At 66.4% G+C, this 26,564-nt stretch carries 21 protein-coding genes; 15 read left to right on the top strand and 6 right to left on the bottom strand.

What is annotated here, in order from left to right; translation table 11 throughout:
- The first annotated feature begins 43 nt into the window (after positions 1-43).
- Positions 44-943 carry an SMP-30/gluconolactonase/LRE family protein gene (locus AC1Z3W_RS01305; protein WP_483506694.1) on the top strand — a complete coding sequence of 300 codons (900 nt, stop codon included), beginning with the start codon at positions 44-46 and terminating at the stop codon, positions 941-943.
- A gap of 105 nt (positions 944-1,048) precedes the next feature.
- Here AC1Z3W_RS01305 and AC1Z3W_RS01300 read toward each other — a convergent pair whose 3' ends face one another.
- Genes AC1Z3W_RS01300 through AC1Z3W_RS01290 form a run of 3 tightly spaced genes read right to left on the bottom strand, consistent with a single transcriptional unit; the run spans position 1,049 to position 6,050 of the window.
- The gene (locus AC1Z3W_RS01300; protein ID WP_483506693.1) at positions 1,049-1,960 is read right to left on the bottom strand and encodes a hypothetical protein; all 912 of its coding nucleotides are present in this window, start codon (positions 1,958-1,960) and stop codon (positions 1,049-1,051) included.
- Positions 1,926-5,780: a type VI secretion system Vgr family protein gene (locus tag AC1Z3W_RS01295; RefSeq protein ID WP_483506691.1), complete on the bottom strand. Its 3,855-nt coding sequence runs from the start codon at positions 5,778-5,780 to the stop codon at positions 1,926-1,928. Before AC1Z3W_RS01295 ends, AC1Z3W_RS01300 begins: the two co-directional genes overlap by 35 nt.
- A complete protein-coding gene (locus tag AC1Z3W_RS01290; protein WP_124832592.1) occupies positions 5,781-6,050 on the bottom strand; it encodes a PAAR domain-containing protein in 270 nt (89 codons plus the stop codon).
- Between the two features lie 232 nt (positions 6,051-6,282).
- On the opposite strand from AC1Z3W_RS01290, the gene AC1Z3W_RS01285 reads away from it, so the two are divergent.
- From AC1Z3W_RS01285 to AC1Z3W_RS01250, 8 genes are all read left to right on the top strand, one after another.
- Entirely contained in the window at positions 6,283-6,786 is a 504-nt protein-coding gene (locus AC1Z3W_RS01285; protein ID WP_057925509.1) for a MarR family winged helix-turn-helix transcriptional regulator, read from the top strand.
- A gap of 220 nt (positions 6,787-7,006) precedes the next feature.
- Positions 7,007-7,837: a p-hydroxycinnamoyl CoA hydratase/lyase gene (locus tag AC1Z3W_RS01280; RefSeq protein ID WP_057925510.1), complete on the top strand. Its 831-nt coding sequence runs from the start codon at positions 7,007-7,009 to the stop codon at positions 7,835-7,837.
- A gap of 46 nt (positions 7,838-7,883) precedes the next feature.
- Positions 7,884-9,332, top strand: a complete 1,449-nt coding sequence (locus AC1Z3W_RS01275; protein ID WP_483506689.1) for an aldehyde dehydrogenase — start codon at positions 7,884-7,886, stop codon at positions 9,330-9,332.
- Positions 9,329-11,248, top strand: a complete 1,920-nt coding sequence (locus AC1Z3W_RS01270) for a feruloyl-CoA synthase (protein ID WP_483506688.1) — start codon at positions 9,329-9,331, stop codon at positions 11,246-11,248. Before AC1Z3W_RS01275 ends, AC1Z3W_RS01270 begins: the two co-directional genes overlap by 4 nt.
- Before the next feature lie 201 nt (positions 11,249-11,449).
- On the top strand, positions 11,450-12,655 hold the full coding sequence (gene mhpT, locus AC1Z3W_RS01265) for a 3-(3-hydroxy-phenyl)propionate transporter MhpT (protein WP_057925513.1): 1,206 nt from the start codon (positions 11,450-11,452) through the stop codon (positions 12,653-12,655).
- A 65-nt stretch (positions 12,656-12,720) separates the two neighbouring features.
- The gene (locus tag AC1Z3W_RS01260) at positions 12,721-13,869 is read left to right on the top strand and encodes a porin (protein ID WP_175827398.1); all 1,149 of its coding nucleotides are present in this window, start codon (positions 12,721-12,723) and stop codon (positions 13,867-13,869) included.
- Between the two features lie 28 nt (positions 13,870-13,897).
- A complete protein-coding gene (locus AC1Z3W_RS01255; RefSeq protein WP_175827397.1) occupies positions 13,898-15,622 on the top strand; it encodes a tannase/feruloyl esterase family alpha/beta hydrolase in 1,725 nt (574 codons plus the stop codon).
- A gap of 230 nt (positions 15,623-15,852) precedes the next feature.
- A complete protein-coding gene (locus AC1Z3W_RS01250; protein ID WP_057925516.1) occupies positions 15,853-16,470 on the top strand; it encodes a 3'-5' exonuclease in 618 nt (205 codons plus the stop codon).
- A gap of 93 nt (positions 16,471-16,563) precedes the next feature.
- On the opposite strand, the gene AC1Z3W_RS01245 is transcribed toward AC1Z3W_RS01250, so the two are convergent.
- A complete protein-coding gene (locus AC1Z3W_RS01245) occupies positions 16,564-17,040 on the bottom strand; it encodes an Lrp/AsnC family transcriptional regulator (RefSeq protein ID WP_057925517.1) in 477 nt (158 codons plus the stop codon).
- A gap of 179 nt (positions 17,041-17,219) precedes the next feature.
- Here AC1Z3W_RS01245 and AC1Z3W_RS01240 point away from each other — a divergent pair, with 179 nt between their 5' ends.
- Positions 17,220-18,548, top strand: a complete 1,329-nt coding sequence (locus AC1Z3W_RS01240) for a PLP-dependent lyase/thiolase (protein ID WP_483506686.1) — start codon at positions 17,220-17,222, stop codon at positions 18,546-18,548.
- A gap of 38 nt (positions 18,549-18,586) precedes the next feature.
- A complete protein-coding gene (locus tag AC1Z3W_RS01235; RefSeq protein WP_483506684.1) occupies positions 18,587-19,771 on the top strand; it encodes a M20 aminoacylase family protein in 1,185 nt (394 codons plus the stop codon).
- Between the two features lie 49 nt (positions 19,772-19,820).
- Here the strand turns inward: AC1Z3W_RS01235 and AC1Z3W_RS01230 are convergent, their stop codons facing one another.
- Positions 19,821-20,534 carry a GntR family transcriptional regulator gene (locus tag AC1Z3W_RS01230; RefSeq protein ID WP_057925520.1) on the bottom strand — a complete coding sequence of 238 codons (714 nt, stop codon included), beginning with the start codon at positions 20,532-20,534 and terminating at the stop codon, positions 19,821-19,823.
- 172 nt (positions 20,535-20,706) lie between these two features.
- Between AC1Z3W_RS01230 and AC1Z3W_RS01225 the strand changes: the two genes are divergently transcribed.
- The 4 genes from AC1Z3W_RS01225 (at position 20,707) to AC1Z3W_RS01210 (ending at position 25,488) form a co-directional block, all read left to right on the top strand.
- Positions 20,707-22,005 carry an MFS transporter gene (locus AC1Z3W_RS01225; protein WP_124832600.1) on the top strand — a complete coding sequence of 433 codons (1,299 nt, stop codon included), beginning with the start codon at positions 20,707-20,709 and terminating at the stop codon, positions 22,003-22,005.
- 51 nt (positions 22,006-22,056) lie between these two features.
- Positions 22,057-22,785, top strand: a complete 729-nt coding sequence (locus AC1Z3W_RS01220) for a maleate cis-trans isomerase family protein (protein ID WP_057925522.1) — start codon at positions 22,057-22,059, stop codon at positions 22,783-22,785.
- A gap of 10 nt (positions 22,786-22,795) precedes the next feature.
- Positions 22,796-24,211 carry a dihydropyrimidinase gene (gene hydA, locus AC1Z3W_RS01215; protein ID WP_057925523.1) on the top strand — a complete coding sequence of 472 codons (1,416 nt, stop codon included), beginning with the start codon at positions 22,796-22,798 and terminating at the stop codon, positions 24,209-24,211.
- Between the two features lie 77 nt (positions 24,212-24,288).
- Positions 24,289-25,488 (top strand): serine hydrolase domain-containing protein, encoded by a 1,200-nt coding sequence (locus AC1Z3W_RS01210; RefSeq protein WP_057925524.1) that lies wholly within the window; start codon positions 24,289-24,291, stop codon positions 25,486-25,488.
- A 13-nt stretch (positions 25,489-25,501) separates the two neighbouring features.
- On the opposite strand, the gene AC1Z3W_RS01205 is transcribed toward AC1Z3W_RS01210, so the two are convergent.
- Entirely contained in the window at positions 25,502-26,554 is a 1,053-nt protein-coding gene (locus tag AC1Z3W_RS01205; RefSeq protein WP_057925525.1) for an RNA-guided endonuclease InsQ/TnpB family protein, read from the bottom strand.
- Between the last annotated feature and the right edge of the window lie 10 nt (positions 26,555-26,564).

Here is a 26,564-nt window from a genome sequence, read left to right as displayed (position 1 = left end):
AATGCGTGGCCGCCTGCAAATGCGACAGATATCGGGAGACGGCATGCAACAGATTCATCCGGGCGCGGCGGCGCTGCTGGTCGACAGCCGCAACATGCTCGGCGAAGGTGCGACGTGGTGCGACGCGACGCACGCGCTGTACTGGACGGACATCGAAGGCGCGCGACTGTGGCGCTGTCGCGCGGGCGGCTCGGATCTTGCGCAGTGGCCGATGCCCGAGCGGCTCGCGTGCTTCGCGCTGACGAACGACCCGGACGTGCTGCTCGTCGGGCTCGCGACGCATCTCGCGTTTTTTGATCTGCACAGCGGCGCATTCACGCGGATCGTCGACGTCGAACCCGAATTGCCGACGCGCCTGAACGACGGGCGCTGCGATCCGTTCGGTGCGTTCGTGTTCGGGATGAAGGACGAAGGCGGCGAGCCGCCGCGCGCGGTCGGCGGGTTCTACCGGCTCAATCCGGACCTCACGCTCGAACGGCTTGCGCTGCCTGCGGCCGCGATCGCGAACAGCATTGCATTCTCGCCGGACGGCACGAAGATGTACTTCTGCGATTCGATGGTGCGCGAGATTTTCGTGTGCGATTACCGCGCGGGCGGCGACGTCGCCAACGTGCGGCCGTTCGCGCGGTTGACCGATGCGGACGGCGATCCGGACGGTTCGACGATGGATCGCGACGGCGGACTGTGGAACGCGCAGTGGGGCGGGCGGCGGGTGGTGCGTTACGGGCCGGACGGTGTTGAGACGGACCGCGTGGCGGTGCCGACCGCGCAGCCGAGCTGCGTGACGCTTGATGGCGAAGGCCGGCTGTACGTGACGAGTGCGCGGGTTGGGTTGAGCGACGACGCGCTGGCGAGCGATGCCGATGCCGGCGGTGTGTTCGTCGCGCAGACACGGCATGCGGGGTTGCCGACCGTGCGGTTTGCGGGGAAGCGCACGCGGTGAATGACGGGGCGACGGCGGGTGTTCATCGGCAGGCGCACAAGAGCACGATTTGGTCGGTAGATATGCCTCGAACACGAAATTACCGATCGGCCCCGTCTTTCCGGTTCATGCTTGATCGGATTCCGGGTCGTCCTGCATCCACCATACCGGATGATCGTGCGGCTCTCGCAACCACATCCACCGACCCGCTACGTGCTCGGTGGCCCGCCGCTGTTGGCGTTCCTCTTGAGGCGTTAACGTACGGACCGTGGGGAATTTTCGCCCCTTGTAGACCACCAATGGGTGGGAGCTGGAAATCGTGGTGAATCCCTCCCACAACCCCGTCTCGGGACACAGCATGCCTGTGCGCAGGTTCATTTCGCCGTATTTCTGACGTTTCGCCTGCCGCTCTTCAAGGCGGCGTTGCTTGCGTTCCTCAGGCGTCAAGATTTTGTATACGCGGCGTATCTCGACTATCCACAATTGCTGCGGAAATGATCCATCTATCGGATTGATGTAACCAAGATCGACATCGATCGGAAATTTACTGCCCGGAATATCTTTTGAGCGGTAGCGAAAGGACTGCAAATTGGGAGCATCGGGGGTGCGCGTCCTTATTTCATTCCCATATCGACGATTCCCGCGATGATTAATCCAATAGTCCTCTAGCTGGAGAAGCGACTTGATTTCCGTGTCCGGCAAGCTGGCAACCCTTGAATCAACGACTATTCTTACCCCGGCCGGGACAATTTTCGCCTTATCTCGATTGTCGCTGTAGTCCTCCGGATCGTCGCCAGTGGAAAACTCAATCTCCGTCCCACGCAGCGCACGATTTGCGTACTTATAAAGAAACCCTTTTGCAGGGTGGTGCGTCCACGTCGTGTAGTTTGTCCCAAAGACAATATGTTTCGGATCGTATGGCGCATCATCGCGCAGGATTGCCATTGCTGATTCGAGAATGGTGCGCAGCACGACACGTTGCTCTTCGTCTGTCGTCTGCATTTCAAATCCCTCCCCCAATGGCGTTAAGTGAAGCATTGTATTCTCCTGTGCATGTACCGGGGTTACGCACGAAAGCACGATCAGGACGGTCCCAATAGGCTTGCACCACCTCCGCACACGCATAAGCATCTTCTTCATGTAACTGGCTCCGGTATCCATCTTCGAAATTCACCATCTTGGCCGCCGTTTCTGGCGACACTCTCAACAGCTTGCACACCTCGGCCTGTGCAATCGGCACGTCGGACTTCACATAGGCTCCGCCCGCCTGATTTTGCATGTGCGAAATCATCCAGTAATAGTGAAAAACCAACATGCGATGCAGCCCCGCCATTACCCGCGCGTCATCTGGAAGTCGCGTCTTTTCGGCCGCATCAAAGACATCCTTTCGCATACTGTCTCCATACACCTGCATTGCCTGCGAGAACATCGCATAGTCGCTCGGATGTTGTTGAAGCAAGGCAATCATCCAGAATGTTTGCTGGCAATGTCGCGCTTCGTGATAAAGCAGATCCGCGAAGGCCTTCAGGGTGCCGTCCAAGGCAGCTGCATTGCTCGACGATGCAACGATCTTCGTTATTTCTCTCTCTTGGATAGCGATTACCCAGGGTATGCCGATAAATGACGCGCTGACATCCGGGCGCATGTTGTATTTGGATTTCCCATCATTTTCATTAACGATATTTATCTTGGGGGTTGCGCCATTTGATCCAGTCGGATCGCCTAACAGGCCCTTGGGTAACCCAAATGGCCCTGCGCCAAGGGCGCTGCTCAGTATATTTTCAACCGCGAGCGCGATATTTGCCTTTAGGCTTCTTGATATCTCGCCACTCAACGTATTGAACCTGCCCCACTCGATCCCCTTGAGCGCCTTTTTGATCGTCGCCGTATAAGCCTTCGTCACCGGATACTCAACATCCCGGCGTATCGGCATATCGGGGGGCGTATCGCTCTGTTTAGCCCCGTCGATGAAGTGATGGAAGCGCAACCCGAAGTTGAGCGGGTCGCAGGTCGCGAACGCGGCCGGCTGATTCTCGGACGTCGCCCCCTGTTCCGGGGTGCTGACCTTCTTGCCCTTGATCGTTGTGGTGCGTTTGTCGGCGTTCGGCGCTTGGGCGGTGTAGGGCGTCGTGTTGTCGCGCACGATGGCTGCCCGGTTCACCGCAATCACCTTGTCCGGATCGCTCGCCGCCAGCAGCTCCACCGTGCCGAACGCGATGTCGTGGCTCGTCACCACATCCGTTTCGCCCAGCGCGTTACTCACGCCCTCTATCACGCGTCCGTTGTCGAGCGTGACCCGGTACGGCTGGTTCGGCAGCGCAAGCCCGCTGTCGTGCTCCAACAGCACGAAGTGCGCCGCATACTGCCCCGGATTGTCGGGCGTGACCGGCAGGCGTATTGGTCGCACCTGCGCTTCGTCTGTCTGATGACTGCCGGCAAAGATCGTGTGCTCGCCCGCTGTTCGCACCACATACCCCTGATCGCTGATGCGTACCTCGGTACTGCCGGCGTGCAGCACGATTTCCTCTGCCGCATGCAGATGGATACTGTCAGTCATGCTTGTGATCTGGATTGTCTTCTTGGCGGTCACGTCAACACCGTCGTTCCGCGCCTCGATCCGCACTTTCCCCGCGGCGGCAACGAGTGTCATGCCTGCCTTGTGCACAAACAGAGAGAACGCATTCGATACGCTCGCGAACAGCGAACGCCCCACGGCAATCCCGACATGCCGGCCGCTCGTCACGGCAACGTCCTCACCGCTCGCAATATGGGCGCTACGCTCGGCCGCCAGGCTGATACCCGCCGGCCCGGCCAGCACGATATCGGCTTCGGCAAGTTCCGGGAAATCGTCCGGGCCGGCAGACGTATTGCCCCGAATCGCATCGTTACGCGCCTTGATCGCACGGGCTACGTCGCTCTGGTCCGCGCCACGTTGTTGTGTGTTGTGCTGTTGCGCCAAATCCGTCAGGCTTTCCTGTAGCTCGCGCGCCTGCGTCAGCCGGCCCATTGCCTCTTTGGCGTCCTTCGCGTGACCCGGGCCGCCCGGTTGACCGTCCGTCGACACGAACAAACCCTTCAACGCCCGGACAACACCCCAGTCGTCGGTGCGAAGATCGAAGCCTTTGCCGCACGCATCGGCACGACCCTTCTTTCGAGTGATGCGCCGAAGGTTGCCGAGACTCAGCATCGACGTGCCTGCGTCGCTGGCAATCTGCGTCTGAATTTGCTCCCGCGTATCGTCGATAGCCACGTGGCCGGATGCAGTGCCGTGGAGTTCCTTGCCGCGCAGCACCGACAGCGCCTGATTGTGCGGCAGGTCCAACGCAGGCTGGCGGAGCGCGTTGACCGCACTGCCGATAACCACCGGCAAATCCGGGTCGCCATGGTAGTGCGACACCGCGACTTCATGACCGATGCGCGGGATGAACGTCGCGCCCATATCCACGCCTTGCCACGGCGATAGCACGCGCAGCCAGATACCCGAATGCTCGTCGTGCCGGCCCTGCCGGTCCCATGCGAATTGCACCTTGACCCGGCCGTATTGGTCCGTCCAGATTTCCTGTCCGGCCGGCCCGACCACAATCGCCTTCTCGGGCCCGCTCAGGATCGGCTTGTGGACGCTGCGTTCCAGTCGGAACGGCTCGTTCGTCGGCAACAGTTCGAATTGATCGTCAACGCGATAGGGCTGCGCGCTGCTGGTGCGTCCTGCGACTTCCTCGATATCGAGCGCGCACGATACGACGAGGTATTCGCGGTTTGCCGCCTGCTGCGGATAGCCGGTCAACGTAAAGGTATGCCCGACCGTGAGCCCGCGCAGATGCCCTCGTCCGTTTGCGCGCCGCCCCGCGCAGCGTCGCGCCTCAAGCTGCACGCGCGCGAAATGTTGCGCCTCCCGCTCAGTATCGTTCGGTTGACCTGTCAGCCCTTGCGCGCCCGCGAGCGGCTGACTGTAATCCCCCCAACCGTATAGCTCGCCGTCTGCGCTTGCGGTCAGGCGAGGGTTTTCCGCCGTGGTCGCCAGATCGGCGCGCGGGCGTGTGTAGTCGTAGTCCGTCACGGTCACGCGTCCGGGCGTCAGGCGGCTGGTCACGGACAGCGTGTGAATGTGTTCCTCGTCGATATGCTGACCATCGGGCGGCAGATAACGCAGCGTCTCGTAGGCCGCGCCGTGCGGATGATGGCCACCCATCGTGTCGCACAGAACCAGACGATGATGGCCGCCGTCGTGCTCGAACCACCACCAGATTCCCCATTCTTCCCAGAGGCGTTGCAGAAATGCCCAGTCCGATTCAAACGCCTGTCGCTGCACATCGCGTGTCGGATAGACGCCCCGGAATGCGCCCAAGCGCTGATCGACGGGATAGGGATATTTCGCGAGCACCGCGTCGGTGATTTCAACGACGGTCATGTCCTGAAACAGGCGGCAATCCTGCGTCAGCGTTGCGCGATGGAGCCACGGGCGTAGTTCCAGTTCGTACAGAATCGAGTCGCGATCCTGACCGGCGATCCGGGCCGCTTCGACCAGCCCGCTGATCTCGCGCGTGCCCGCGCCGATGTTGCCAAGTCCGGCGGCGCCGGCCAGCCCCGAAATGAACCGCCCTTTGCCTTCGAGCTGGATCGACACGGTGACTTCCGTGCCGACCAATTTGTCTAGATCGAGATCGGCCGTGCGACTGGGGGAGACCGCATAGGCGTCGTCGGTTCGCAACGTGACGAGGTAGCGGCATTCATCGAGACGGCCAATGGTTTCGATGCCTTGCAACCGAACTGGAACAAAGACCGGCAGCGCATCCATGCCGTAGGTGGGTAACGCCGCGCCGGAGATGGACAGCGTTCGGGCCTGGGTAAAAATCTCCATTTACTCTGCCCTCGCCGTTCGCTGGCCAATGACGATTGCACCGCAGCCGGTTTTGTCGCCGCGATATCCGACCAGGCGGCCACGGTGCGTGCGCGGGCCGCTTGCCAGCAGCGGAAAAACGCCACCACATTTCGGGCACGTCACGCCATGGCCGTCCAGTGCCACACCAATGCCGAGATGCTTGAGATCACCGGCGACTTCGGTGACGGTGCCGCCATGATCGGTGATGTCTCTCAGGCGAACCATTTCGCGATCTTGTGCGTTCTTCATCGGTGACTCGTGCGAGGAATGAAGACGTTCTTTTATCTCGCTCCGATGTGCAGCGCAATTTTCAAGATGGAAATCGATGGTTTTCGATAATTTGATTAGCAGATCGATGGATGTCTTCGTACTTATACGAGTCAATCGTAAATGGGGCGCGCGTTGAGATCGATGTCACGGCTATGCAATTTGCCCCCCGCCCTGCTGGTAAGATGGCCCGCAACCCCATCCCGCCCGTACCATGAGCTCCACCCCGACCAAGCCCGCGAAGCCGAAAAATGCTGCGAAGAATGCCACCCGCGCGATGGGCGACAAGCCGAAGGCGCGCGTGCAGCAGCGCCTGACCTATGTGATCGGCGGTCTCGACCGGCTGCTGCGCCGGCATATGACCGACGCGCTCGCACCGCTCGGCATCACGCTCGCGCAATACACGGCGCTGTCGGTGCTCGAGGCGCGCGGCGCGTCGTCGAATGCGCAACTGGCCGAGCGCTCGTGGATCACGCCGCAATCGGCGAACGAGGTGATGAGCGTGATGGCCGCCCGTGGCTTCGTCACGCGCGAAGCCGACCCGTCGCACGGCCGCATCATCCTGCTGACGCTGACCGACGAAGGCGCGGCGATGCTGCGCGAATGTGAAGCCGTGCTGCGCCCGCTCGAGACGCGCATGCTCGGCGAGATCTCCGCCGACGACGCCGCGCACGTGCAGCGCGCGCTCGAACTGTTCTCGCGCAACCTGCGCGGCTGACCCCTTCCCAAACCTCCGCGACGCGGGCCCGTGCGGCCCGCGTTCGCTTTGCCGGTCGCCTGACCGCTCCCCGATTTCTTCGTTTCCCCCCGCTTTACGCTCCGGGTTTACACCGGCGCTCGTGCCGCTTGCAATATCAGGTAGCCTGATATTAAATGAAGCCGTTCGCAGCAGGAATGCTGCGCACCGAATCGCACAGGAACGAACGACAGGAACAGACATGAGCAAGTACGACAATCGTTGGCAGACCGTTGAAGTGAACGTGGAGGCCGGCATCGCGTGGGTGACGCTGAACCGCCCCGAGAAGCGCAACGCAATGAGCCCGACGCTGAACCGGGAGATGCTGGAGGTACTCGACGCGGTCGAGTTCGACGACGAGGCGAGGGTGCTGGTGCTGACCGGCGCGGGTGCCGCGTGGACGGCCGGCATGGATCTGAAGGAATATTTCCGCGAGATCGACGGCGGCTCCGACGCGCTGCAGGAAAAGGTGCGTCGCGACGCATCGGAATGGCAATGGCGCCGCCTGCGGATGTACAACAAGCCGACGATCGCGATGGTGAACGGCTGGTGCTTCGGCGGCGGGTTCTCGCCGCTCGTCGCGTGCGACCTCGCGATCGCGGCGGACGAAGCGGTGTTCGGGCTGTCGGAGATCAACTGGGGCATCCCGCCGGGCAACCTCGTCAGCAAGGCGATGGCGGACACGGTCGGGCATCGCCGCGCGCTGCACTACATCATGACCGGCGACACGTTCACCGGCGTGGAAGCCGCGGACATGGGCCTCGTGAACAGCAGCGTGCCGCTGGCCGGCCTGCGCGACGCGACGATCGCGCTCGCCGCGCGGCTGATGGACAAGAATCCGGTCGTGCTGCGCGCGGCGAAACACGGCTTCAAGCGTTCGCGCGAACTCACGTGGGAGCAGTGCGAGGATTACCTGTACGCGAAGCTCGACCAGGCGCAGCTGCGCGATCCGGAGCGCGGCCGCGAGCAGGGACTGAAGCAGTTCCTGGACGACAAGACGATCAAGCCGGGCCTGCAGGCATACAAGCGCTGACATTGCGCCGACGCAACCGCAAGAGACAGGCAAGGCAGGAGACGACATGACCGACAGACGGATGCTGATCGCAGGCGAGTGGTGTACCGCCCGCGACGGACGAACCTTCGAACGATTCAACCCCGCGACGGGCGCGCTCGCGTCGCGCGCGCCGGCGGCCGGCCCGGCCGACGTCGACGCGGCGATCGACGCCGCACACCGCGCGTTTCCCGCGTGGGCGGCGCTCGCGCCGACCGAGCGGCGCCGCCGGCTGCTGAAGGCAGCCGATCTGATGGACGCGCGCATCGACGAGATCATCGCGACGGGCGTCGCCGAAACCGGCGCGACGCCCGGCTGGCTCGGCTTCAATGCGACGCTCGCGGCGAACATGCTGCGCGAGGCCGCGTCGATGACGACGCAGATCGACGGCGACGTGATCCCGTCCGACGTGCCCGGCAATCTCGCGCTCGCGATGCGCGTGCCGTGCGGCGTGGTGCTCGGCATCGCGCCGTGGAACGCGCCGGTGATCCTCGGCACGCGTGCGCTGGCGATGCCGCTCGCATGCGGCAACACGGTCGTGCTGAAGGCGTCCGAAGCGTGCCCGGGCGTGCACGCGCTGATCGGCGCGGTGCTGGATGACGCCGGGCTCGGCGCGGGCGTGGTCAACGTGATCACGCACGCGGCGGCCGATGCACCGGAACTCGTCGAGCGGATGATCGCGCATCCGCACGTAAAGCGGATCAACTTCACCGGGTCGACGCACGTCGGGCGCATCATCGCGCGCCATGCGGCCGCGCACCTGAAACCCGTGCTGCTCGAACTCGGCGGCAAGGCGCCGGTGCTCGTGCTCGACGATGCGGATCTCGATGCGGCTGTCGACGCGATCGCATTCGGCGCGTTCTTCAACCAGGGGCAGATCTGCATGTCGACCGAGCGCGTGATCGCCGCGCGGCCGATCGCCGATGCGCTCGTCGAACGGTTGACCGAGAAGGCGCGCACGCTGGTCGCCGGCGATCCGCGGGCCGGCCATCCGCTCGGCACGATGGTCGATGCGGCGGCCGCCGCGCGTGCCGCGTCGCTCGTCGAGGATGCGCGTGCGCACGGTGCGCGTTTGCCGCTCGGCTGCCGGATCGAGGGCGCGACGATGCAGCCGGCGATCGTCGACGGTGTGACGCGCGACATGCGGCTCTACCGCGAGGAATCGTTCGCACCGGTCGTCGCGATTCTGCGTGCGGACAGCGACGACGAAGCGGTCGCGCTCGCGAACGACAGCGAGTTCGGGCTGTCGGCGAGCGTGTTCAGCCGCGATGTCGCACGGGCGATGGCGGTTGCGCGACGGATCGAATCGGGGATCTGCCACATCAACGGGCCGACCGTGCACGACGAGGCGCAGATGCCGTTCGGCGGCACGAAGGCGAGCGGCTACGGCCGCTTCGGCAGCCGTGCGTCGATCGCCGAATTCACCGAGCTGCGCTGGATCACCGTGCAGACCACACTGCGTCATTACCCCATATGAGCGAGGTGACGATGAATGCATCGAAGCCCGCAAGCGGGCCCGTGACCGACCTGGGCGGCGTGCGTTATCGCGCGGCGGCCGTCGCCGTGGGCGCGGCCGAGATTCGACGCGCGGAAAACGGCGCGTGGTATCTGCGCTCGCGCGAACCGCTCGGCGACTACCCGACGCGCCTGACCGATTGCCTCGTGCGCGGTGCGCAAGCGCATCCCGAGCGCGTGCTGGCCGCACGGCGCGGCGCCGACGGCCGCTGGATCGAGATCACCTACGCACAGATGCTCGACCGCGCTCGCGCAATCGGCCAGGGCCTCGTCGATCTCGGGCTGTCGGCCGAGCGTCCGCTCGCGGTGCTGTCCGGCAACGATCTCGAGCATCTGCAGCTGATGTTCGCGGCGATGCTGGCCGGCGTGCCGTACTCGCCGATCTCGCCCGCGTATTCGCTGGTGTCGACCGATTACGGCAAGCTGCGTCACACGCTCGGCGTGCTGAAGCCGGGCGCGGTGTTCGTCGCCGAACGCGCGCCGTTCACGCGTGCGCTCGACGCCACGTTGCCGGCCGATGCGGCGCTGATCGTCGCACGCGATGCCGACGCCGATGCAGATGCAGGTGCAGACGGAAAGGGCCGTGCCGTACCGCTGTCGCGCTTGCTCGCCACCGTGCCGCGCACGATCGACGCGATCCACGCGGCGGTCGGCCCCGACCATCTCGCGAAGATCCTGTTCACGTCCGGTTCGACGAAGCTGCCGAAGGCCGTGCCGACCACGCACCGGATGCTGTGCAGCAACCAGCAGATGCTGCGCCAGACGATGCCCGAGCTCACGCGCGAGCCGCCGGTGCTGGTCGACTGGCTGCCGTGGAATCACACGTTCGGCGGCAGTCACAACCTCGGCATCGCGCTGTACAACGGCGGTACGCTGTACATCGACGACGGCCGCCCGGTGCCGGGCCGCTTCGACGAAACCGTGCGCAACCTGCGCGAAATCGCGCCGACGATCTACTTCAACGTGCCGAAGGGCTGGGAGGAGCTGACCGCCGCGCTCGAACGCGATGCCGCGCTGCGCGACACGTTCTTCTCGCGCGTGAAGCTGTATTTCTTCGGCGGCGCGGGGCTGTCGCAGGCCGCGTGGGACCGGCTCGACCGCGTGACCCACGGGCATTGCGGCGAGCGGATCCGGATCATGGCCGGCCTCGGGATGACGGAGGCGTCGCCGTCGTGTCTGTTCACGACAGGCCCGCTGATGCGCGCCGGCTATATCGGGCTGCCCGCGCCCGGCTGCGACGCGAAGCTCGTGCCATGCGGCGGCAAGCTCGAACTGCGTTTCAAGGGGCCGAACGTGATGCGCGGCTACTGGCACGCGGACGTCGATCCGCGCGACGTGTTCGACGACGAAGGGTATTACCGCAGCGGCGACGCGGGCGTCTTTGCCGATCCGGAGCGGCCGGAACTCGGGCTGCTGTTCGACGGGCGGCTGACCGAGGACTTCAAGCTCAGCAGCGGCACGTTCGTGAGCGTCGGGCCGTTGCGCGCGAATGCGGTGTCGAGCGGTGCGCCGTACGTGCAGGACGTGGTGGTCACCGGGATCAATCGCGACGACATCGGGTTGCTGGTGTTTCCGCGCGTCGACGCGTGCCGGGCGATTGCCGGGCTCGCTGCCGATGCGCCGGTGGCCGACGTGCTGCGCGCGCCGGCCGTGCGTGCGGCATTCGCGGCTTGGCTTGTCGCGCTGAACCGGCATGCGAGCGGCGGGTCGACGTTCGTCGCGCGCATCCGGCTGATGGATACGCCGCCATCGCTGGATCTCGGCGAAGCGACCGACAAGGGCTCGCTGAACCAGGCGGCCGTGCAGAAGCATCGCGCGGCGACGATCGACGCGCTGTATGACCCGGCGCGGCGCGATCCCGACGTGATTTACGCGTAGGCAGAAGCAAACCGAAGCAAGCAGGCATAACGACCGGCCGGCCACGATACCGGCAGGCATTCTTGCGGCCAGTGAATCAGGCTGCCTGATAAAGGCGACCGTTCAGACGACACTTCGCGCGCCGACCCGCCACTGGCCGGCGGCGGCGCGCGGCGGCCGTTGCAGGGCCGACCGACTACAAGACATGGGATTGGAGACAAGATGAACACCTACGTTGCGGAAAAACCCACGGTCGCGACCACGCTCGCGCTGTGTTTCGCGGTCGCGCTTCTCGAAGGACTCGACCTGCAGTCGGTCGGCGTCGCCGCGCCGCGCATGGCGCATGAGTTCGGGCTGAGCGTGTCGCAGATGGGTATCGCGTTCAGCGCGGGCACCTTCGGGCTGCTGCCGGGCGCGATGCTCGGCGGGCGGCTCGCCGACCGGATCGGACGCAAGCGCGTGCTGATCGCGTCGGCCGCGCTGTTCGGGCTGCTGTCGATCGCCACCGCGCAGGTGTCGACCTTCGCGATGCTCGTCGTCGTGCGCGTGCTGACCGGCATCGGCCTCGGCGGCGCGATGCCGAACCTGATCGCGTTGTCGTCCGAAGCGGTCGAGCCGCGCTCGCGCAGCAGCGCGGTGGCGACGATGTACTGCGGGATCCCGTTCGGCGGCGTGATCGCGTCGCTGATCGGCGTGCTGCTCGCCGGCGACACCGAATGGCGGCACATCTTCTATGTCGGCGGCGCGGGGCCGCTGCTGCTCGTGCCGCTGCTGGCGTGGTTCCTGCCGGAATCGCGCGCGTATCTCGACGTCGCCGGCACGCCGGCCGCGCGTACCAGCGTCGCGCGCACGCTGTTCGGCGACGGCCGTACGACATCGACGGTCGCGCTGTGGGTCAGCTACTTCTGCACGCTGATCGTCCTCTACTTCCTGCTGAACTGGCTGCCGTCGCTGATGGCCGCGCGCGGGCTCGATCGCGAGCATGTCGGCCTCGTGCAGATCGCGTTCAACGTCGGCGCGGGGCTCGGCGCGCTCGGCATCGGCGCGGCGCTCGACCGGATGCGCGCGTCGCGCGTGGTCGGCGGCATGTATGTCGGGATCGTGCTGTCGCTCGCCGCGCTCGCGGCCGCACCCGGCTTCGGGTCGCTCGCGGCGGCCGCGTTCGCGGCCGGGATGTTCGTGGTCGGCGGGCAGTCGGTGCTGTATGCGCTCGCGGCGATCTACTACCCGACCGCGATGCGCGGCACGGGCGTCGGCGCGGCGGTGGCCGTCGGCCGGCTCGGTTCCGTCGTCGGGCCGCTCGCGGCCGCGACGCTGCTGGCCGCGGGCCGCAGCGCGCCCGTGGTGATCGGCGCGAGCATCCCCGTCACGCTCGTCGCGGCCGTCGCCGCGCTGGTGCTGATTCGCCGTCCGCAAGCCGGCGACTGACGTTTCGCTTTTTCAATGCGCGCCGTCAGAGCGCGCAATTCACCAAGGTCTGGAGACGCAACGAAATGAAGACGAAGACAAGGAACGGCCTGCTGGCCGCCGGCGCATGCTGTGCGCTCGCCGCGCCGGGCGCGCACGCGCAGTCGAGCGTGACGCTGTACGGAATCATCGACACCGGCGTCGAGTTCGTGTCGCACGCGAACGCGGCGGGCGACCACGTGGTGCGCATGCCGGGCGTGACGGGCGAGCTGCCGTCGCGCTGGGGGCTGCGCGGCGCCGAGGATCTCGGCGGCGGCTATCAGGCGGTATTCACGCTCGAAAGCGGCTTCAACGTGCGCGGCGGCGATTTCGGGCAGGGCGGCCGGCTGTTCGGGCGGCAGGCGTTCGTCGGGCTGAAGGGCGGCTTCGGCACGCTCGCGTTCGGCCGCCAGTACACGATGACCTATCTCGCGCTGCAGGGCGCGGACATCATCGGCCCCGACATCTACGGCCTCGGCTCGTTCGACGCGTACGTGCCGAACGGCCGCACCGACAACGCGGTGACCTACGTCGGCACGTATCGCGGCGTGACGCTCGGCGCCGCGTATTCGTTCGGCCGCGACGGCGCGGGCACCGGCAACTCGCCGGGGCAGGGCACGTGCGCGGGGCAGGTGCCGGGCGACGCGACGCAATGCCGTGACTGGTCGGTGATGCTCAAGTACGACAGCGCGTATTTCGGTGCGGCGGCGTCGTACGAGGAGCAGCGCGGCGGCACGGGCGCCGCCGCGAACTTCTTCGACGGCATCGCGCCGGTCGCCTTCACGAGCAGCGGCGGCAAGGATACGCGCACGCACGTGAGCGCCTATGCGCAGGCGGCCGGCGCGCGGATCGGCGCGGGCTGGATCGGGCGGCGCGTGTCGACCGGTTCGCCGGCCGCACCGGGCGCGCATTCGGATCTGTTCTTCGTCGGCGCGTCGTATGCGGTGAAGCCCGATTTCGTCGTCGACGGCGAAGGCTATCGGATCGTCAACAGCGCGCACGACACGCGCGCGACGATGGCCACGCTGCGCGCGACCTATCTGCTGACCAAGCGCACGGCCGTCTACGCGCAATCGTCGTATCTGTGGAACAGCGCGCATGCGCGCTACGCGGTCAGCGGCGGCGGTGCCGGCACGACGCCCGGCGAAGGGATGGGGCAGCTCGGCGCGATGGTCGGCATCCGGCACACGTTCTGATCCGGCAGTCTGACGAACGGGAGATATCTTGAACAGGCAATCTGCATTCCTCTGTATTGTGCCGCTGTCGGCGGCGGCGATGCTCGCCGGCTGCGGCGGCGACGATTCGGTCACCGCCGCGCCGACCCACCTGAGTGCCGCGACGCCGGCCGCGATGGCGCAGACCTGCGATGCGCTCGCCGCGAAGCTGTCGTATGCGAACACGTCGTTCACGTCGGTGACGACCGCGGCCGCCGGTGCGCTGACGGTGGCCGGCAAGCCGATCGCCGAACACTGCGTGATCGAAGGGAAGATGAACGAGCGGGTGAGCGCTGTGGACGGCAAGACCTACGCGATCGGCTTCGAGATGCGCCTGCCGAAGGCGTGGAACGGCCGCTTCTTCTACCAGGCGAACGGCGGGCTCGACGGCAACGTCGTCACCGCGACCGGCGAGATCGGCGGCGGCGGGCCGCTGACCGACGCGCTGAACATGGGCTTCGCGGTGATCAGCTCGGATTCCGGGCACAGCGCCGCGCAGAATCCGCTGTTCGGCCTCGATCCGCAGGCGCGGCTCGACTACGGCTACGGCGCCGTCGACGCGCTCACGCCGATGGCGAAGCAGGTGATCCGGCTCGCGTACGGGAAGACGCCCGACCGCAGCTATTTCGGCGGCTGCTCGAACGGCGGCCGTCACGCGATGGTCACGGCCGTGCGCAACGCGGGCGACTACGACGGGATCATCGCCGGCGATCCGGGCTTCCATTTGCCGAAGGCGGCGATCGGCGAAATGTACGGCGCGCAGCAGTTCGCGAAGATCGCGTCGGCGACCGGGACGAACGGGCTGCCGGACATCCGCAGCGGCTTCACCGACACGGAACGCCAGTTCGTCGGCGCGAAGATTCTCGACAAGTGCGATGCGCTCGACGGCTCGACGGACGGCATGGTGCAGGACGTCGCCGCGTGCCAGGCGCATTTCAGCGTCGAGACGGACATCCCGACCTGCGCGAACGGCACGCGTACCGGCGCCTGCCTGACGACTGCGCAGAAGAGCGCGCTCGAGAACGTGTTCGCGGGTGCGCGCAACAGCGCGGGCACGGCGCTCTACGCGAGCTTTCCGTACGATCCGGGCGTGGCCGGCGGCGGCTGGGCCGCGTGGAAGCAGTCGAACTCGGTCACGCTCGACCCGGCCGCGATGGCGTTCACGTTCATGACGCCGCCGAAAACCGCCGCGACGCTCGCGAACCTTCCCGGTTTCGCGCTCGGCTTCGACATGGACAACGACGCGCCGGCGATCTTCGCGACGAACGGCGTGTACACGCAATCCGCGTGGTCGTTCATGACGCCGCCGGACGAGACCAACCTGTCCGCGCTGAAGTCGCGTGGCGCGAAGCTGCTCGCCTACCACGGCACCGGCGATCCGGTGTTCTCGTTCAACGATACGAGCGACTGGTATGGCCGGCTCGCGCAGGCGAACGGCGGCGACGCGTCGGGTTTCGCGCGCTTCTATCCGGTGCCGGGCATGAACCATTGCTCGGGCGGGCCGGCGGCCGACCAGTTCGACATGCTGACGCCGCTCGTCGCGTGGGTCGAGCAGGGGCAGGCGCCCGCCGCGATCGTTGCGACGGCGCGCGACACGACGAACGCGGTGCCGAACGCGGACGTGCCGGCCTCGTGGGGGGCGGGACGCACGCGGCCGCTGTGTCCGTATCCGCAGGTCGCACGCTACAACGGCTCGGGCGACGTGAATTCGGCGGCGAGCTTCAGTTGTCGCTGACGGAGAGGGCGTGCGAACGTACCGATGTGCAGACGCATCGGTACGTTCGCCGTTGCCCGCGGCGGCTGTGGCTGGCGTGCCGGTCCGTCTGGACGGAAACGGCGATGAGCCATGCATGGCGATGGCATTTGCCGCCCGACGCGGCAACCGGGGATACTATGGCGCTTTCTCGTCGGCGCGACGCGTCCTGACCGACGTTCCACGCCAGGTATCTTTCCTCTGATCTGACCATGCAAACCGTAGCGGTACTCGACTTCGAAACAACCGGGCTTTCTCCGAACATGGGGGACAGGGCGACCGAGATCGCCGTGATTCTTCTCCGCGACGGCGAGATCGTCGACCGCTACCAGAGCCTGATGAACGCGGGCCGCCGCATTCCGTCCGACGTCGTCGCGCTCACCGGGATCACGAACGAAATGATTGCATTGGCGCCGCCGGTGTCGAAGGTCATGAAGGAAGCCGCCGCATTTGTCGGCAGCCATCCCGTCGTCGCGCACAACGCCGGCTTCGACAAGCGGTTCTGGCAGGCCGAGCTCGGAATGCTAGGCATGGCGGCCGAGCACGCGTTTGCGTGCACGATGCTCGTCGCGCGGCGCATCTACCCGCACGCGCAAAGCCACCGGCTGTCGAGCCTGGCCGACATGCTGCGTTTGCCGCAGGCGGGCCGCGCCCACCGGGCGATGGTCGACGCGGAGATCGCGAGCCATCTGTGGTGCCGGCTGCAGCGCGATATCGGCGAGACGTACGGGGTGCGGCACATCGATCACGGGCTCATGTCGCGCTTGCAGACGACGAGCAAGGCGAAGGTCGCGACGTTCTTCGGGTCGTTGGCCGCCGGTGCGCGCTGAGAGCGGCTGACGCCGGTCGTCACTCGCCGAGGTTCACTGGTACCTTGAGTCGGCCGTCACGCGTCGGGATCCACCGGCACCTTGAGTCGGCCGTCACTCGCCGAGTTCCACCGGCACCTCGAGCCCGACCTTCACGCGGCTCATGCTCACCAGCGTCTTGAACCGCTTCACGTTGTTGTTCGCGAAGAACAGCTCGCGGGTGAGCGCGTTGTACTGATCCATGTTGCGCACGGCGAGGATCAGCACGAAATCCCATTCCCCGGTCACGTAATAGCACTGCTGGATCTGCGGGCAGCGCTCGAAGGTCCGCTTCATCGCGTCGAGTTGGTCGATCTGCTCGCTCTCGACCTCGACGTTCACGACGATCGTCAGCGGATGATCGACCTTCTCCGGCGCGACGACGGCCGTATAGCGCTCGATCACGCCGTCTTCCGCGAGGCGCCGCAGGCGGCGGTTCACGGCGGCGGTCGACAGGTTCACGCGGGCGCCGAGTTCGTTCTGCGGCGTGTGCGCGTCGCGCTGGATTTCCATCAGCAGCTTGCGATCGAACGCATCGAGTTGAGTGGGCATGATGGGGCGGCGACCTCGAAGAATGAGAAATTTTTGCGTCCGGGGCGCCGAATTGGCGATTTTGTTAACCGGCTTGCGCAATATTATTTTTCGGACCGACGGCGAGCGCAACCCGTATGCGCCCGCACCGCATCCACCGACGGGCCGCCCGCGCGGCCCTTATCCGGAGCCTTCCCGCCATGCTGATCGCCAACCCCCGCGCGTCGCGCACCGACTATCCCGACGCGCTGCGCCGCATCATGAACATCGCCGCGGCCGACGAAAGCGGCGCGTGGCTCGCGCACTGGCCGCTCGTCGGCGCCGCGCGCACGCCGCTGCGCGCGCTGCCCGATCTGGCCGCGCGGCTCGGCGTCGCGAGCGTCAGCGTGAAGGACGAGGCGTGCCGCTCGCCGCTCGGCAGCTTCAAGGCGCTCGGCGCGCCGATCGCGCTGATGCGGCTCGTGAAGCGGCTGCGGCGCACCGAGGCGCTCGATCCGCAGGGGCTCGTCACGGGCCGCTACGCGGCATCGCTGGCCGATCTCACGGTGATCAGCGCGACCGACGGCAATCACGGCCGTGCACTGGCCGCCGCCGCGCGCGCGATCGGCTGCCGCTGCGTGATCGTGCTGCACGCGCACGTCGACGCGGAGCGCGAGCAGGCGATCGCCGCGCACGGCGCGCGGATCGTGCGGATCGCCGGCAACTACGACGAATCGGTCGTGCACGCCGCGCAGCTTGCGGATGCGAACGGCTGGCACGTGGTGTCGGATACGTCGTACGACGGCTACGAAGCGATTCCGCGTGACGTGATGCAAGGCTACGGCGTGATCGCGGCCGAAGCGCTCACACAGCAAGCGGGCGATGATGCTGGCGGCAACGGCGGCAACGGCGGCAACGGCGGCAACGGCGGCAACGGCGGCAACGGCGGCAACGGCGGCAACAGCGGCAACAGCGGCAACGGCAGCCAGCCGTTCACGCACGTGTTCCTGCAGGGCGGCGTCGGCGGTCTCGCTGCCGGCGTCGCGAGCTATCTGTGGGAGCATGATGGCGCACGGCGGCCGCATTTCATCGTCGTCGAGCCGCGCCAGGCCGATTGCCTGTACCAGAGCGCGCTCGCCGGGCGCGCGACGAAGGCGACCGGCAGCGTCGATTCGGTGATGGCCGGGCTCGCGTGCGGCGAGGCGTCGCCGCTCGCGTGGGATTTCCTCGCGCCGAGCATCGACCACTTCATGCTGATCGACGACGACGACGCGGTGCAGGCGATGCGCGCGCTCGCCGCCGGCAGCGAACGCGACGTGCCGTTCGTGTCCGGCGAATCGGGCGCGGCGGGCATCGCGGGGCTGACCGTGCTGATGCGCGACCCGGCGCTGGCGCGGCAGGCCGGGCTCGATGCAAACGCGCGCGTGCTGGCGATCAACACGGAAGGCGCGACCGCGCCGTCCGTCTACCGGCAGTGCGTCGGCGAGACGGCCGACGCGGTGCGGGCGCGCCAGCGCGACTGGCTGAACCGCGCGGCCGCAGTGGCCTGAGCGAACCGGACGACCTGACGATCGACGAGGCAAGCACGATGGACGCAATCGACGCGACGGAAGAAAGCACGCTGCAGGGGCAACTGAAGACCTGGCGCCGGCATTTGCACCAGCACCCGGAGACGGGTTTCGAGGAAGTGAACACGTCGGACTACGTCGCGCGAATCCTGACGACGCTCGGGCTCGACGTGCATCGCGGAATCGGCGGCACGGGCCTCGTCGCGAACCTGACGGCCGGCACCGGCAAGCGCGCGATCGGCATCCGCGCGGACATGGATGCGCTGAACATTGCCGAATACGCGCCGGGCCGCGAACATGCGTCGCGCACGCCGGGCAAGATGCACGCGTGCGGGCACGACGGCCACATGTCGATGGTGCTCGGTGCCGCGCGGCTGCTGGCCGAGCGCAAGGATTTCGACGGCACCGTACGCTTCATCTTCCAGCCGGCCGAGGAGCACGGCCGCGGCGCGAAGGCGATGATGGCCGACGGCCTGTTCGAGCGCTTTCCGGTGGACGCGATCTTCGGCGCGCACAACATGCCGGGCATGCGCGCCGGCTCGTTCTCGACGCGCGCGGGCGGCATCATGGCGAGCGAGGACAACTTCGTGATCCGGATCGACGGGCGCGGCACGCATGCGGCGCGCCCGCACATGGGTGTCGATCCGATCGTGATCGGTTCGCAGATCGTGCTCGCGCTGCAGACGATCGTGTCGCGCAATCTCGATCCGGGCCAGCAGGCTGTGATCTCGTGCACGGAGTTCATCACCGACGGTTTGCGCAACGTGATTCCGTCGACGGTAACGATCAAGGGCGACACGCGCAGCTATTCGCGCGACGTGCAGGCACTGCTGGAAACGCGGATGCGCGAGATCGGCGAAGGGATCTGCCGCACACATGGCGCGACCTGCACGTTCGAGTACACCCACGAGTTCGCGCCGACGGTGAATTCTCCGGAATGGGTCGACACGGCCGTGCAGGCCGCCGCGCAGGTCGCGGGCGCCGATGCGGTGAACGCCGACGTGCAGCCGATGATGATTTCGGAAGATTTCGGCGCGTTCTTGCAGGCGGTGCCGGGCAACTTCGTGTTCATCGGCAACGGCGAAACGGCCGGGCCCGGCGGCGTGCCGCTGCACAACGCGGGCTACGATTTCAACGACGAGATCCTGCCGGTCGGCGCGCGCTATTTCGCGGAAGTGGCACGGCGCGCGTTGAGGGCGGCGTAGCGCGCCGTCGGCAGGCCGCTGGCGGCCGGTTCGTTGATGCGGCGAGCGGTTACGCCTCGGCCGCCCGCTTGCCCGGCGCGTCGGCCGTGCCGGTGCGATCGAGGATCGCCAGCACTTCACGCGCGGTGTTCTCCGAATGGCTGCGCAGCACCTGCGGCAGCCGCGCGTGGTCGGGATCGGCGAGCGCGGCCATGATTTCCTCGTGCTCGTGCAGCGATTCGGCCCAGCGCAGGGTGTCCGCGTTCGCGGCGCCGCGCGCGCGGTGCACCTTCGACATCAGCGACGCATAGATGCCCGACAGCACCGGGTTGCCCGCCGCGTCGACGATCATCTGGTGGATCTGCTGGTTCAGCCGGAAATATTCGACCCGCTTGCCGGCCTCGTGGCACTCGACCATGCGCCGATGCTTCGCCTGCAGCGCGGCGAGCGTCGCCGCGCCGATGCGCTGGCGCAGCAATTCGCCCGCCATCGCCTCGAGCCCGTGCAGCAGCTCGAACGTCGACACGAGATCGTCGACGTCGATCGACGCGACGCGATAGCCGATGTACTGGCGATGCGTGACGGCGCCTTCCGCGACGAGCACCTTCAGCGCCTCGCGCAGCGGCGTCTTCGACACGTCGAATGCGAGGCTCAGTTCCTTTTCGTCGATCCGCGCGCCAGGCGGCAGTTCGCCTTCGTCGATCATCACGCGCAGGCGCGCGGCGATCTCCGCGGCCATGCCGCGGGTGCGCAGAAGCAGGGGGTTGCGGGGTGTCTGGCTCATGATGGTGCGAGCTTATCACGATATCGGGGCTTACCCTGCACCATCGTAGTGACAAAACAAATTCAATGAAACCAAGCGTTTACGATAACTGTAATTATAAATTTCTAATCCTATACTCGGCTCAACGTTGCGCGACGTCCTGATCATCCTCGTTCACCCCTGGAGTCCGTCCATGTCTTCAACCTCCGGTGTCGCCGGCCTGACGGTCGGCAAGTCCGCCGTCCGCTGGAAGATATTCGTCGTCATGCTGAGCCTCATCGCGATCAACTACGTCGATCGCGCGTCGCTGTCCGTCGCCATGCCTTACATCTCGCAGGAGTTCAACATCGGGCCGGCGATGGAGGGTCTGATCCTTAGCTCGTTTTTCTGGACCTATGCGGTGATGCAGATTCCGGGCGGGATGCTGGCCGACCGGTTCAAGCCGCGCATCGTGATCGCGACGGCGACCGTGTTCTGGGGCTTCTTCCAGGCGATCGCCGCGATATGCACGAACGCGCCGTCGCTGCTGCTCACGCGCCTCGGCCTCGGCGCGTCCGAAGCGCCGATCTATCCAGCCGGCGGCAAGCTCAACGCGATCTGGATGACGCAGACCGAGCGCGGCCGCGGCGCCACGCTGCTCGACGGCGGCGCGCCGCTCGGCGCGGCGCTGGGCGCGGTGCTGATCGCCGGCCTGATCGCGCTGCTCGGCTCGTGGCGGCTCGCGTTCGCGGTGGCGGGCGTCGGCACGGTGCTGGCCGGTTTCCTCGCGTGGTACTACATCCGCAATACGCCGCGCGAGCATCCGGGCGTCAACGATCTCGAAGCCGACTACATCGAGGCATCGCACGCGAGCGACCTCGCGGCCGAGCCGGCCGGTGCGTCGGGCCGCTCGCGCGACTTCTTCAAGTACCGCTCGGTGTGGTGCATGTTCTTCGGCTGGATGTGCTTCAACAGCGTGTTCTACGGGCTGCTCACGTGGATGCCGAACTACCTGCACAAGGTGCACGGCTTCGACATCAAGCAGATGGGCGGCTCGACTTTCATCATCTTTTTCTGCGGCTTCATCGGCGAGCTGCTCGGCGGCTGGATCGCCGACAAGTGGAAGGCCGCGGGCGGCCGCCCGAACGTCGTGATGCGCACGCTGTTCGGCATCGCGGCGGTGATCGCGACCGTGTCGATCTTTTCCGTCGCCTATGTGAAGAGCCCGGTCGCGTGCGTCGCGCTGCTGTCGTCGACGCTGTTCTTCCTGCGCTGGTGCGGGCTGTACTGGTGCATCCCGTCGTCGCTCGGCACGCGCAACAAGATCGGCTTCCTCGGCGGCTTCATGAACCTCGGCGGCAACATCGGCGGCATCACCGTGCCGATCCTCGTCGGCGCGATCGTGCAGTTCACCGGCTCCTACTTCCTTGCGCTGATGGTGTTCGCGGCGGCCGGCGTCGGCCTGCTCGTGTGCTCCAGCGCGATCGACTACGAAAACAAGCTCCCCGTCTGACCGACCCTTTTCACTGCATTGATTGCATTCACTGGTAAAGAGAAATCCATCATGAAGAAACGTACCCTGCTCGGCATGCTCACCCCTTCGTCCAACACGTCGCTCGAACCGCTGACGAGCGCGATGGTCGCCGGCCTGCCGGGCGTGTCCGCGCACTTCGCGCGCTTTCCGGTCACCGAGATCTCGCTGACGGGCCAGGCGCTCGGCCAGTTCGACGACGACAAGATCATCCAGGCCGCGATGCTGCTCGCCGACGCGAAGGTCGACGTGATCGCGTGGAACGGCACGTCGTCGGGCTGGCTCGGCTTCGAGGCCGACGAGCGGCTGTGCGAGCGCATTACCGCGGCGACCGGCATTCCGGCCACGACGTCGGTGCTCGCGCTCAACGAGATCCTGAAGAAGACCAGCGCGCACGAGTTCGGCCTCGTCACGCCGTACCTCGACGACGTGCAGACGAAGATCGTCGACAACTACCGCAGCTCGGGGCTGAACTGCATCGCCGAGCGCCACCTGAACCTGAAGGTCAATTTCTCGTTCTCCGAAGTGACGGGCGACCAGATCGGCGGGATGGTGCGCGAAGTCGCGAAGGCCGGCCCGCGCGCGATCTCGATCTTCTGCACGAACCTGAACGCCGCACACCTGGTGCCGGCGCTCGAGGAAGAGACGGGCATTCCGATCTACGACACGATCTCCACCGTCGTGTGGAAATCGCTGCAGCTCGCCGACTACGACACGCGGCAGGTGAAGGGCTGGGGCCGTCTCTTCAGCGACGTGATCTGAGGCGCGCGCCATGTCGAACGATCTCGATTTCGTGATCCGTCACGCGGACGTCGTGACGGCGGCGGACCGGTTCTCGTGCGACATCGGCATCCGTGCGGGGCGCGTGGCCATGCTTGGCCACGGGCTGCCGCGCGCGCCGCGCGAGCTCGATGCGACCGGGATGCTCGTGATGCCGGGCGGCGTCGATGCGCACTGCCATCTCGACCAGCCGATGCCCGACGGGCTAAAGATGGCCGACGATTTCCTGTCCGGCACGCGCTCCGCACTGTGCGGCGGCACGACCACCGTGGTCCCGTTCGCCGCGCAGGCGAAGGGGCAGTCGCTGCAGGCGGCCGTCGACGACTATCACCGGCGCGCGCAAGGGCGCGCGCTGATCGACTACGGCTTTCACCTGATCGTCGCCGATCCGACGCCGCACGTGCTGGCCGAGGAATTGCCGCGTCTGATCGCGAACGGCTATACGTCGTTCAAGGTGTACATGACCTACGACGACCTGAAGCTGAACGACCGGCAGATGCTCGACGTGCTGTCGGTCGCGCGCGCGCACGGCGCGCTCGTGATGGTGCATGCGGAGAACTCGGACTGCATCGGCTGGCTGACCGAGCGGCTGCTCGGCGACGGCCACGTCGCGCCGCATTTCCATGCGCATGCGCGGCCGGCCGTGGTCGAGCGCGAGGCGACGCATCGCGCGATCGCGTTCGCGGAGCTGGTCGACGTGCCGATCCTGATCGTGCACGTGTCGGGCGCCGAGGCGATCGAGCAGATCCGCTGGGGGCAGTCGCGCGGGTTGCCGATCCTCGCCGAAACCTGCCCGCAGTACCTGTACCTGACGGCCGCCGATCTCGGTCACGGCGGTCATGACGGCTACGAGGGCGCGAAGTGCGTGTGCAGCCCGCCGCCGCGCGATCCGGCGAACCAGCAGGCCGTGTGGAAAGCATTGAAGCAGGGCGTGTTCTCGGTGTTCTCGTCCGATCACGCGCCGTTCAACTACGACGATCCGTGCGGCAAGCATCCGGGCGGCCAGGCCGTCTCGTTCGACCATATCCCGAACGGGATCCCGGGGCTCGAGACGCGCTTGCCGCTGCTGTTCGACGGCGTGCGCAAGGGGCATCTGTCGCTGCACCAGTTCGTCGAGCTGACGTCGCTGCGGCCCGCGAAGCTGTACGGGCTGTATCCGCGCAAGGGGACGATCGCGGTCGGCGCCGACGCGGATATCGTCGTGTGGGACCCGGACAAGCGCGTGCGGATCGCGAATGCGTCGCTGCATCACGCGGTCGACTACACGCCTTATGAAGGGATCGAGGTGACGGGCTGGCCGCGCCATTGCCTGTCGCGTGGTGAGCTGCTCGTCGAGGATGGCCGGCTGCTCGCGGCAGAGCCGGGGCGCGGGCAGTTCCTGCCGGCCGGCAAGCCGTGCCTGGATTGACGTTCGATTCCAGGAAACGAGGATGGCCCGCGTGGCGCGCGGGCATCATCTGTATCAAACGACCTTGAAGGAGCGTCATGAGCCTTTCCCACGCAATGCGGCGCCTCGTGGCGGCGACCGTCGTCGCCGGTTCGTGCGGCGGCCCGGCGCAGGCCGCGGGCGGCGCGCCGCAGGACCTGCCGAGCGTCGTGCCCGAAGCGGCCGGCGTCGATTCGGCGCCGCTCGTGCGGATGTCCGAATGGCTGCGCCGCGACCGGATGGAGGTGCGCAGCCTCGTCGTCGTGAAGGACGGCAGGATCGTGTTCGAGCGCTACGGCGACGGCCTCACGCGCGACAACAACTACGAGCTGTATTCGGTGACGAAGACGATCACCGCGCTGCTTGCCGGCATCCTCGACGGCGAGGGCAAGCTCGGCCCGTCGACGAAGGTCGCGCCGCTGATCGCGGCCGCACGGCCCGATCTCGCGAGCGAACTCGCGGACAAGCAGGACATCGAGTTGCGGCACCTGATGTCGATGTCGAGCGGCCTGCGCTACACGACGCGCGAAGGCACCGATCCGCTGTACTACGACGCGCCCGACCGCTTGCGCGTGGCGGTGACGAGCCGTGCCGCGCAGCCGCCCGGCACGCATTTCGACTACATCGACGTAAACCCGGTGCTGGTCGGCACGGCCGTGTCGCTTGCTGCCGGCGAGCGCGAGGACGACTTCGCGCGCAAGCGGCTGTTCGAGCCGCTCGGTTTCGCGCATTACCGCTGGAGCGGCGCCGACGGCACCGGCGCGGTGGCGGGCGGCTGGGGCCTGCGGCTGCGCGCCGTCGACATGGCGAAGATCGGCATGCTGCTGCTCGACCAGGGCCGCTGGAACGGCAAGCAGATCGTGCCGGCCGGCTGGGTCCGGCAGATGACGACGCCGTCGCCGGCCGCGGCCGATTATGGCTACTACTGCTGGATCAGCCACGTCGTCGAGCACGGCACGCCGGAATTCGGCGCGATGGGCTTCAAGGGGCAGTTCATCACGGTGCTGCCCGCGCAGCGCGCGGTGGTCGTGATGACGAGCCTGCTGCCGACGGATGGCGGGTTGCGCGATGCGACCTATTTGAATCTGTATCGGCGCATGGTCGGCGACTACATCCTGCCGGCGCTCACGCCCGCGCAGCCGCCGGTCGAAAGCGCGGCTGCGACGCAGGCGCTGCGCGACGAACTCGAGCGCAGCCGGCAGACGAAGGGCGTGCCCGGTAGCGCCGCCGCGTTCAACGACGCACCGGAGATTTGTTGACGTCATCCTCCGCCTAAAGGCGGAGGATTCCCACAGCTGGCGATGCACGTCCGCATCGGAGAATGTTCACGGCAGCGTTGGTATCTCGATCATGCTCGACACCACAGTCACGGCAGGCCCACTCTCTTACTCTCAGTCCCGCGATACCTTTCGGCCGCGTCGTGCTGTCTTTCGACCCGCACGCCGAACAGGACTGGGTGGAACCGCTTTCGTCCACTTCCTCGAACGTGGCTCCGTGCGCGATCGCCTTGTAACGGAGCTTGTTCCGGAAGGACGACCAGGATGCGTCGTAGACGCTCTTCGCCATCCTGGTTCTGGCGAGCTTCGCGGCCGACACGTTGCCGACCGCGATGTAGTCAAAGCGCCGTACCAGATCGAGCGCGAGCTTGTGTTGGAAATCGGCACGGGCATTTGCCACCTTGGCGTGCAACTTCGCGATATGCCGCTTGTGCTTTCGCGCCCGTTGCGCTTTCGCGAGCTTCTCGGCCGCGCATCGACCGAACCGATCGTTAGGCAGCTTTTCGCCGGTCGAAAGTGTGGCGAAGTCTTTCAGGCCGAGATCGATGCCGACACCGGAACGGATCGGGCGGGCCTGAACATCGGGTATCTCGATCACGATGTTCAAGAACCAATGGCCGCGCGCATCCTGCGCAAAGTTGGTTCCGTCCTTGATCTTGCCTTCAGGAAGTGGGCGGCTGCTGAACACGCGAAAGGTGTTGCCGCCAAAGCGAAACGCGTCGCCCTCGCGCTTCAGGTCTCGGCCCTTCAGTGGCACCCAGCCAAGCGACTTCCTGCCGCGATAGCGCAGGTAAGGCCGACGGTGCTGGCTGCGCGACTTCGCGTATTGCTCGCACGTCGCGTTGATCGTGCCGGAGTGAATGCCAAGCTCCTTGCTGCTGCCGCTCGTCAGTCCATTCAGGTCGAAGCCTGTTGGCCATTTCTTGCTCCATTTCAGCGCATGCTTCTGCGTATCGTTGCAAAAGTTCCAGACGTAGTTCACCGCACGGCTCTGCTTGTTGAGCAGTCCGTTGAGCGACTTCACGCGGTAGCGGTAGACAAGGATCATGCCGTTGATC

Source organism: Burkholderia sp. 10_S31, from assembly GCF_056930375.1.
This window is presented reverse-complemented; position numbering and strand designations above follow the sequence as displayed.

Excerpts from the sequence above, each read along its gene's own strand:
- AC1Z3W_RS01210 (WP_057925524.1), top strand. The coding sequence starts at position 24,289 with ATGAGCCTTTCCCACGCAATGCGGCGCCTCGTGGCGGCGACCGTCGTC.
- mhpT (WP_057925513.1), top strand. The coding sequence starts at position 11,450 with ATGAACACCTACGTTGCGGAAAAACCCACGGTCGCGACCACGCTCGCG.
- AC1Z3W_RS01285 (WP_057925509.1), top strand. The coding sequence starts at position 6,283 with ATGAGCTCCACCCCGACCAAGCCCGCGAAGCCGAAAAATGCTGCGAAG.
- AC1Z3W_RS01300 (WP_483506693.1), bottom strand. The coding sequence starts at position 1,960 with ATGCTTCACTTAACGCCATTGGGGGAGGGATTTGAAATGCAGACGACA.
- AC1Z3W_RS01305 (WP_483506694.1), top strand. The coding sequence starts at position 44 with ATGCAACAGATTCATCCGGGCGCGGCGGCGCTGCTGGTCGACAGCCGC.
- AC1Z3W_RS01235 (WP_483506684.1), top strand. The coding sequence starts at position 18,587 with ATGGACGCAATCGACGCGACGGAAGAAAGCACGCTGCAGGGGCAACTG.
- AC1Z3W_RS01275 (WP_483506689.1), top strand. The coding sequence starts at position 7,884 with ATGACCGACAGACGGATGCTGATCGCAGGCGAGTGGTGTACCGCCCGC.
- AC1Z3W_RS01205 (WP_057925525.1), bottom strand. The coding sequence starts at position 26,554 with ATGATCCTTGTCTACCGCTACCGCGTGAAGTCGCTCAACGGACTGCTC.
- AC1Z3W_RS01250 (WP_057925516.1), top strand. The coding sequence starts at position 15,853 with ATGCAAACCGTAGCGGTACTCGACTTCGAAACAACCGGGCTTTCTCCG.
- AC1Z3W_RS01290 (WP_124832592.1), bottom strand. The coding sequence starts at position 6,050 with ATGAAGAACGCACAAGATCGCGAAATGGTTCGCCTGAGAGACATCACC.
- AC1Z3W_RS01225 (WP_124832600.1), top strand. The coding sequence starts at position 20,707 with ATGTCTTCAACCTCCGGTGTCGCCGGCCTGACGGTCGGCAAGTCCGCC.
- AC1Z3W_RS01260 (WP_175827398.1), top strand. The coding sequence starts at position 12,721 with ATGAAGACGAAGACAAGGAACGGCCTGCTGGCCGCCGGCGCATGCTGT.
- AC1Z3W_RS01295 (WP_483506691.1), bottom strand. The coding sequence starts at position 5,780 with ATGGAGATTTTTACCCAGGCCCGAACGCTGTCCATCTCCGGCGCGGCG.
- hydA (WP_057925523.1), top strand. The coding sequence starts at position 22,796 with ATGTCGAACGATCTCGATTTCGTGATCCGTCACGCGGACGTCGTGACG.
- AC1Z3W_RS01280 (WP_057925510.1), top strand. The coding sequence starts at position 7,007 with ATGAGCAAGTACGACAATCGTTGGCAGACCGTTGAAGTGAACGTGGAG.
- AC1Z3W_RS01270 (WP_483506688.1), top strand. The coding sequence starts at position 9,329 with ATGAGCGAGGTGACGATGAATGCATCGAAGCCCGCAAGCGGGCCCGTG.
- AC1Z3W_RS01240 (WP_483506686.1), top strand. The coding sequence starts at position 17,220 with ATGCTGATCGCCAACCCCCGCGCGTCGCGCACCGACTATCCCGACGCG.
- AC1Z3W_RS01230 (WP_057925520.1), bottom strand. The coding sequence starts at position 20,534 with ATGAGCCAGACACCCCGCAACCCCCTGCTTCTGCGCACCCGCGGCATG.
- AC1Z3W_RS01245 (WP_057925517.1), bottom strand. The coding sequence starts at position 17,040 with ATGCCCACTCAACTCGATGCGTTCGATCGCAAGCTGCTGATGGAAATC.
- AC1Z3W_RS01220 (WP_057925522.1), top strand. The coding sequence starts at position 22,057 with ATGAAGAAACGTACCCTGCTCGGCATGCTCACCCCTTCGTCCAACACG.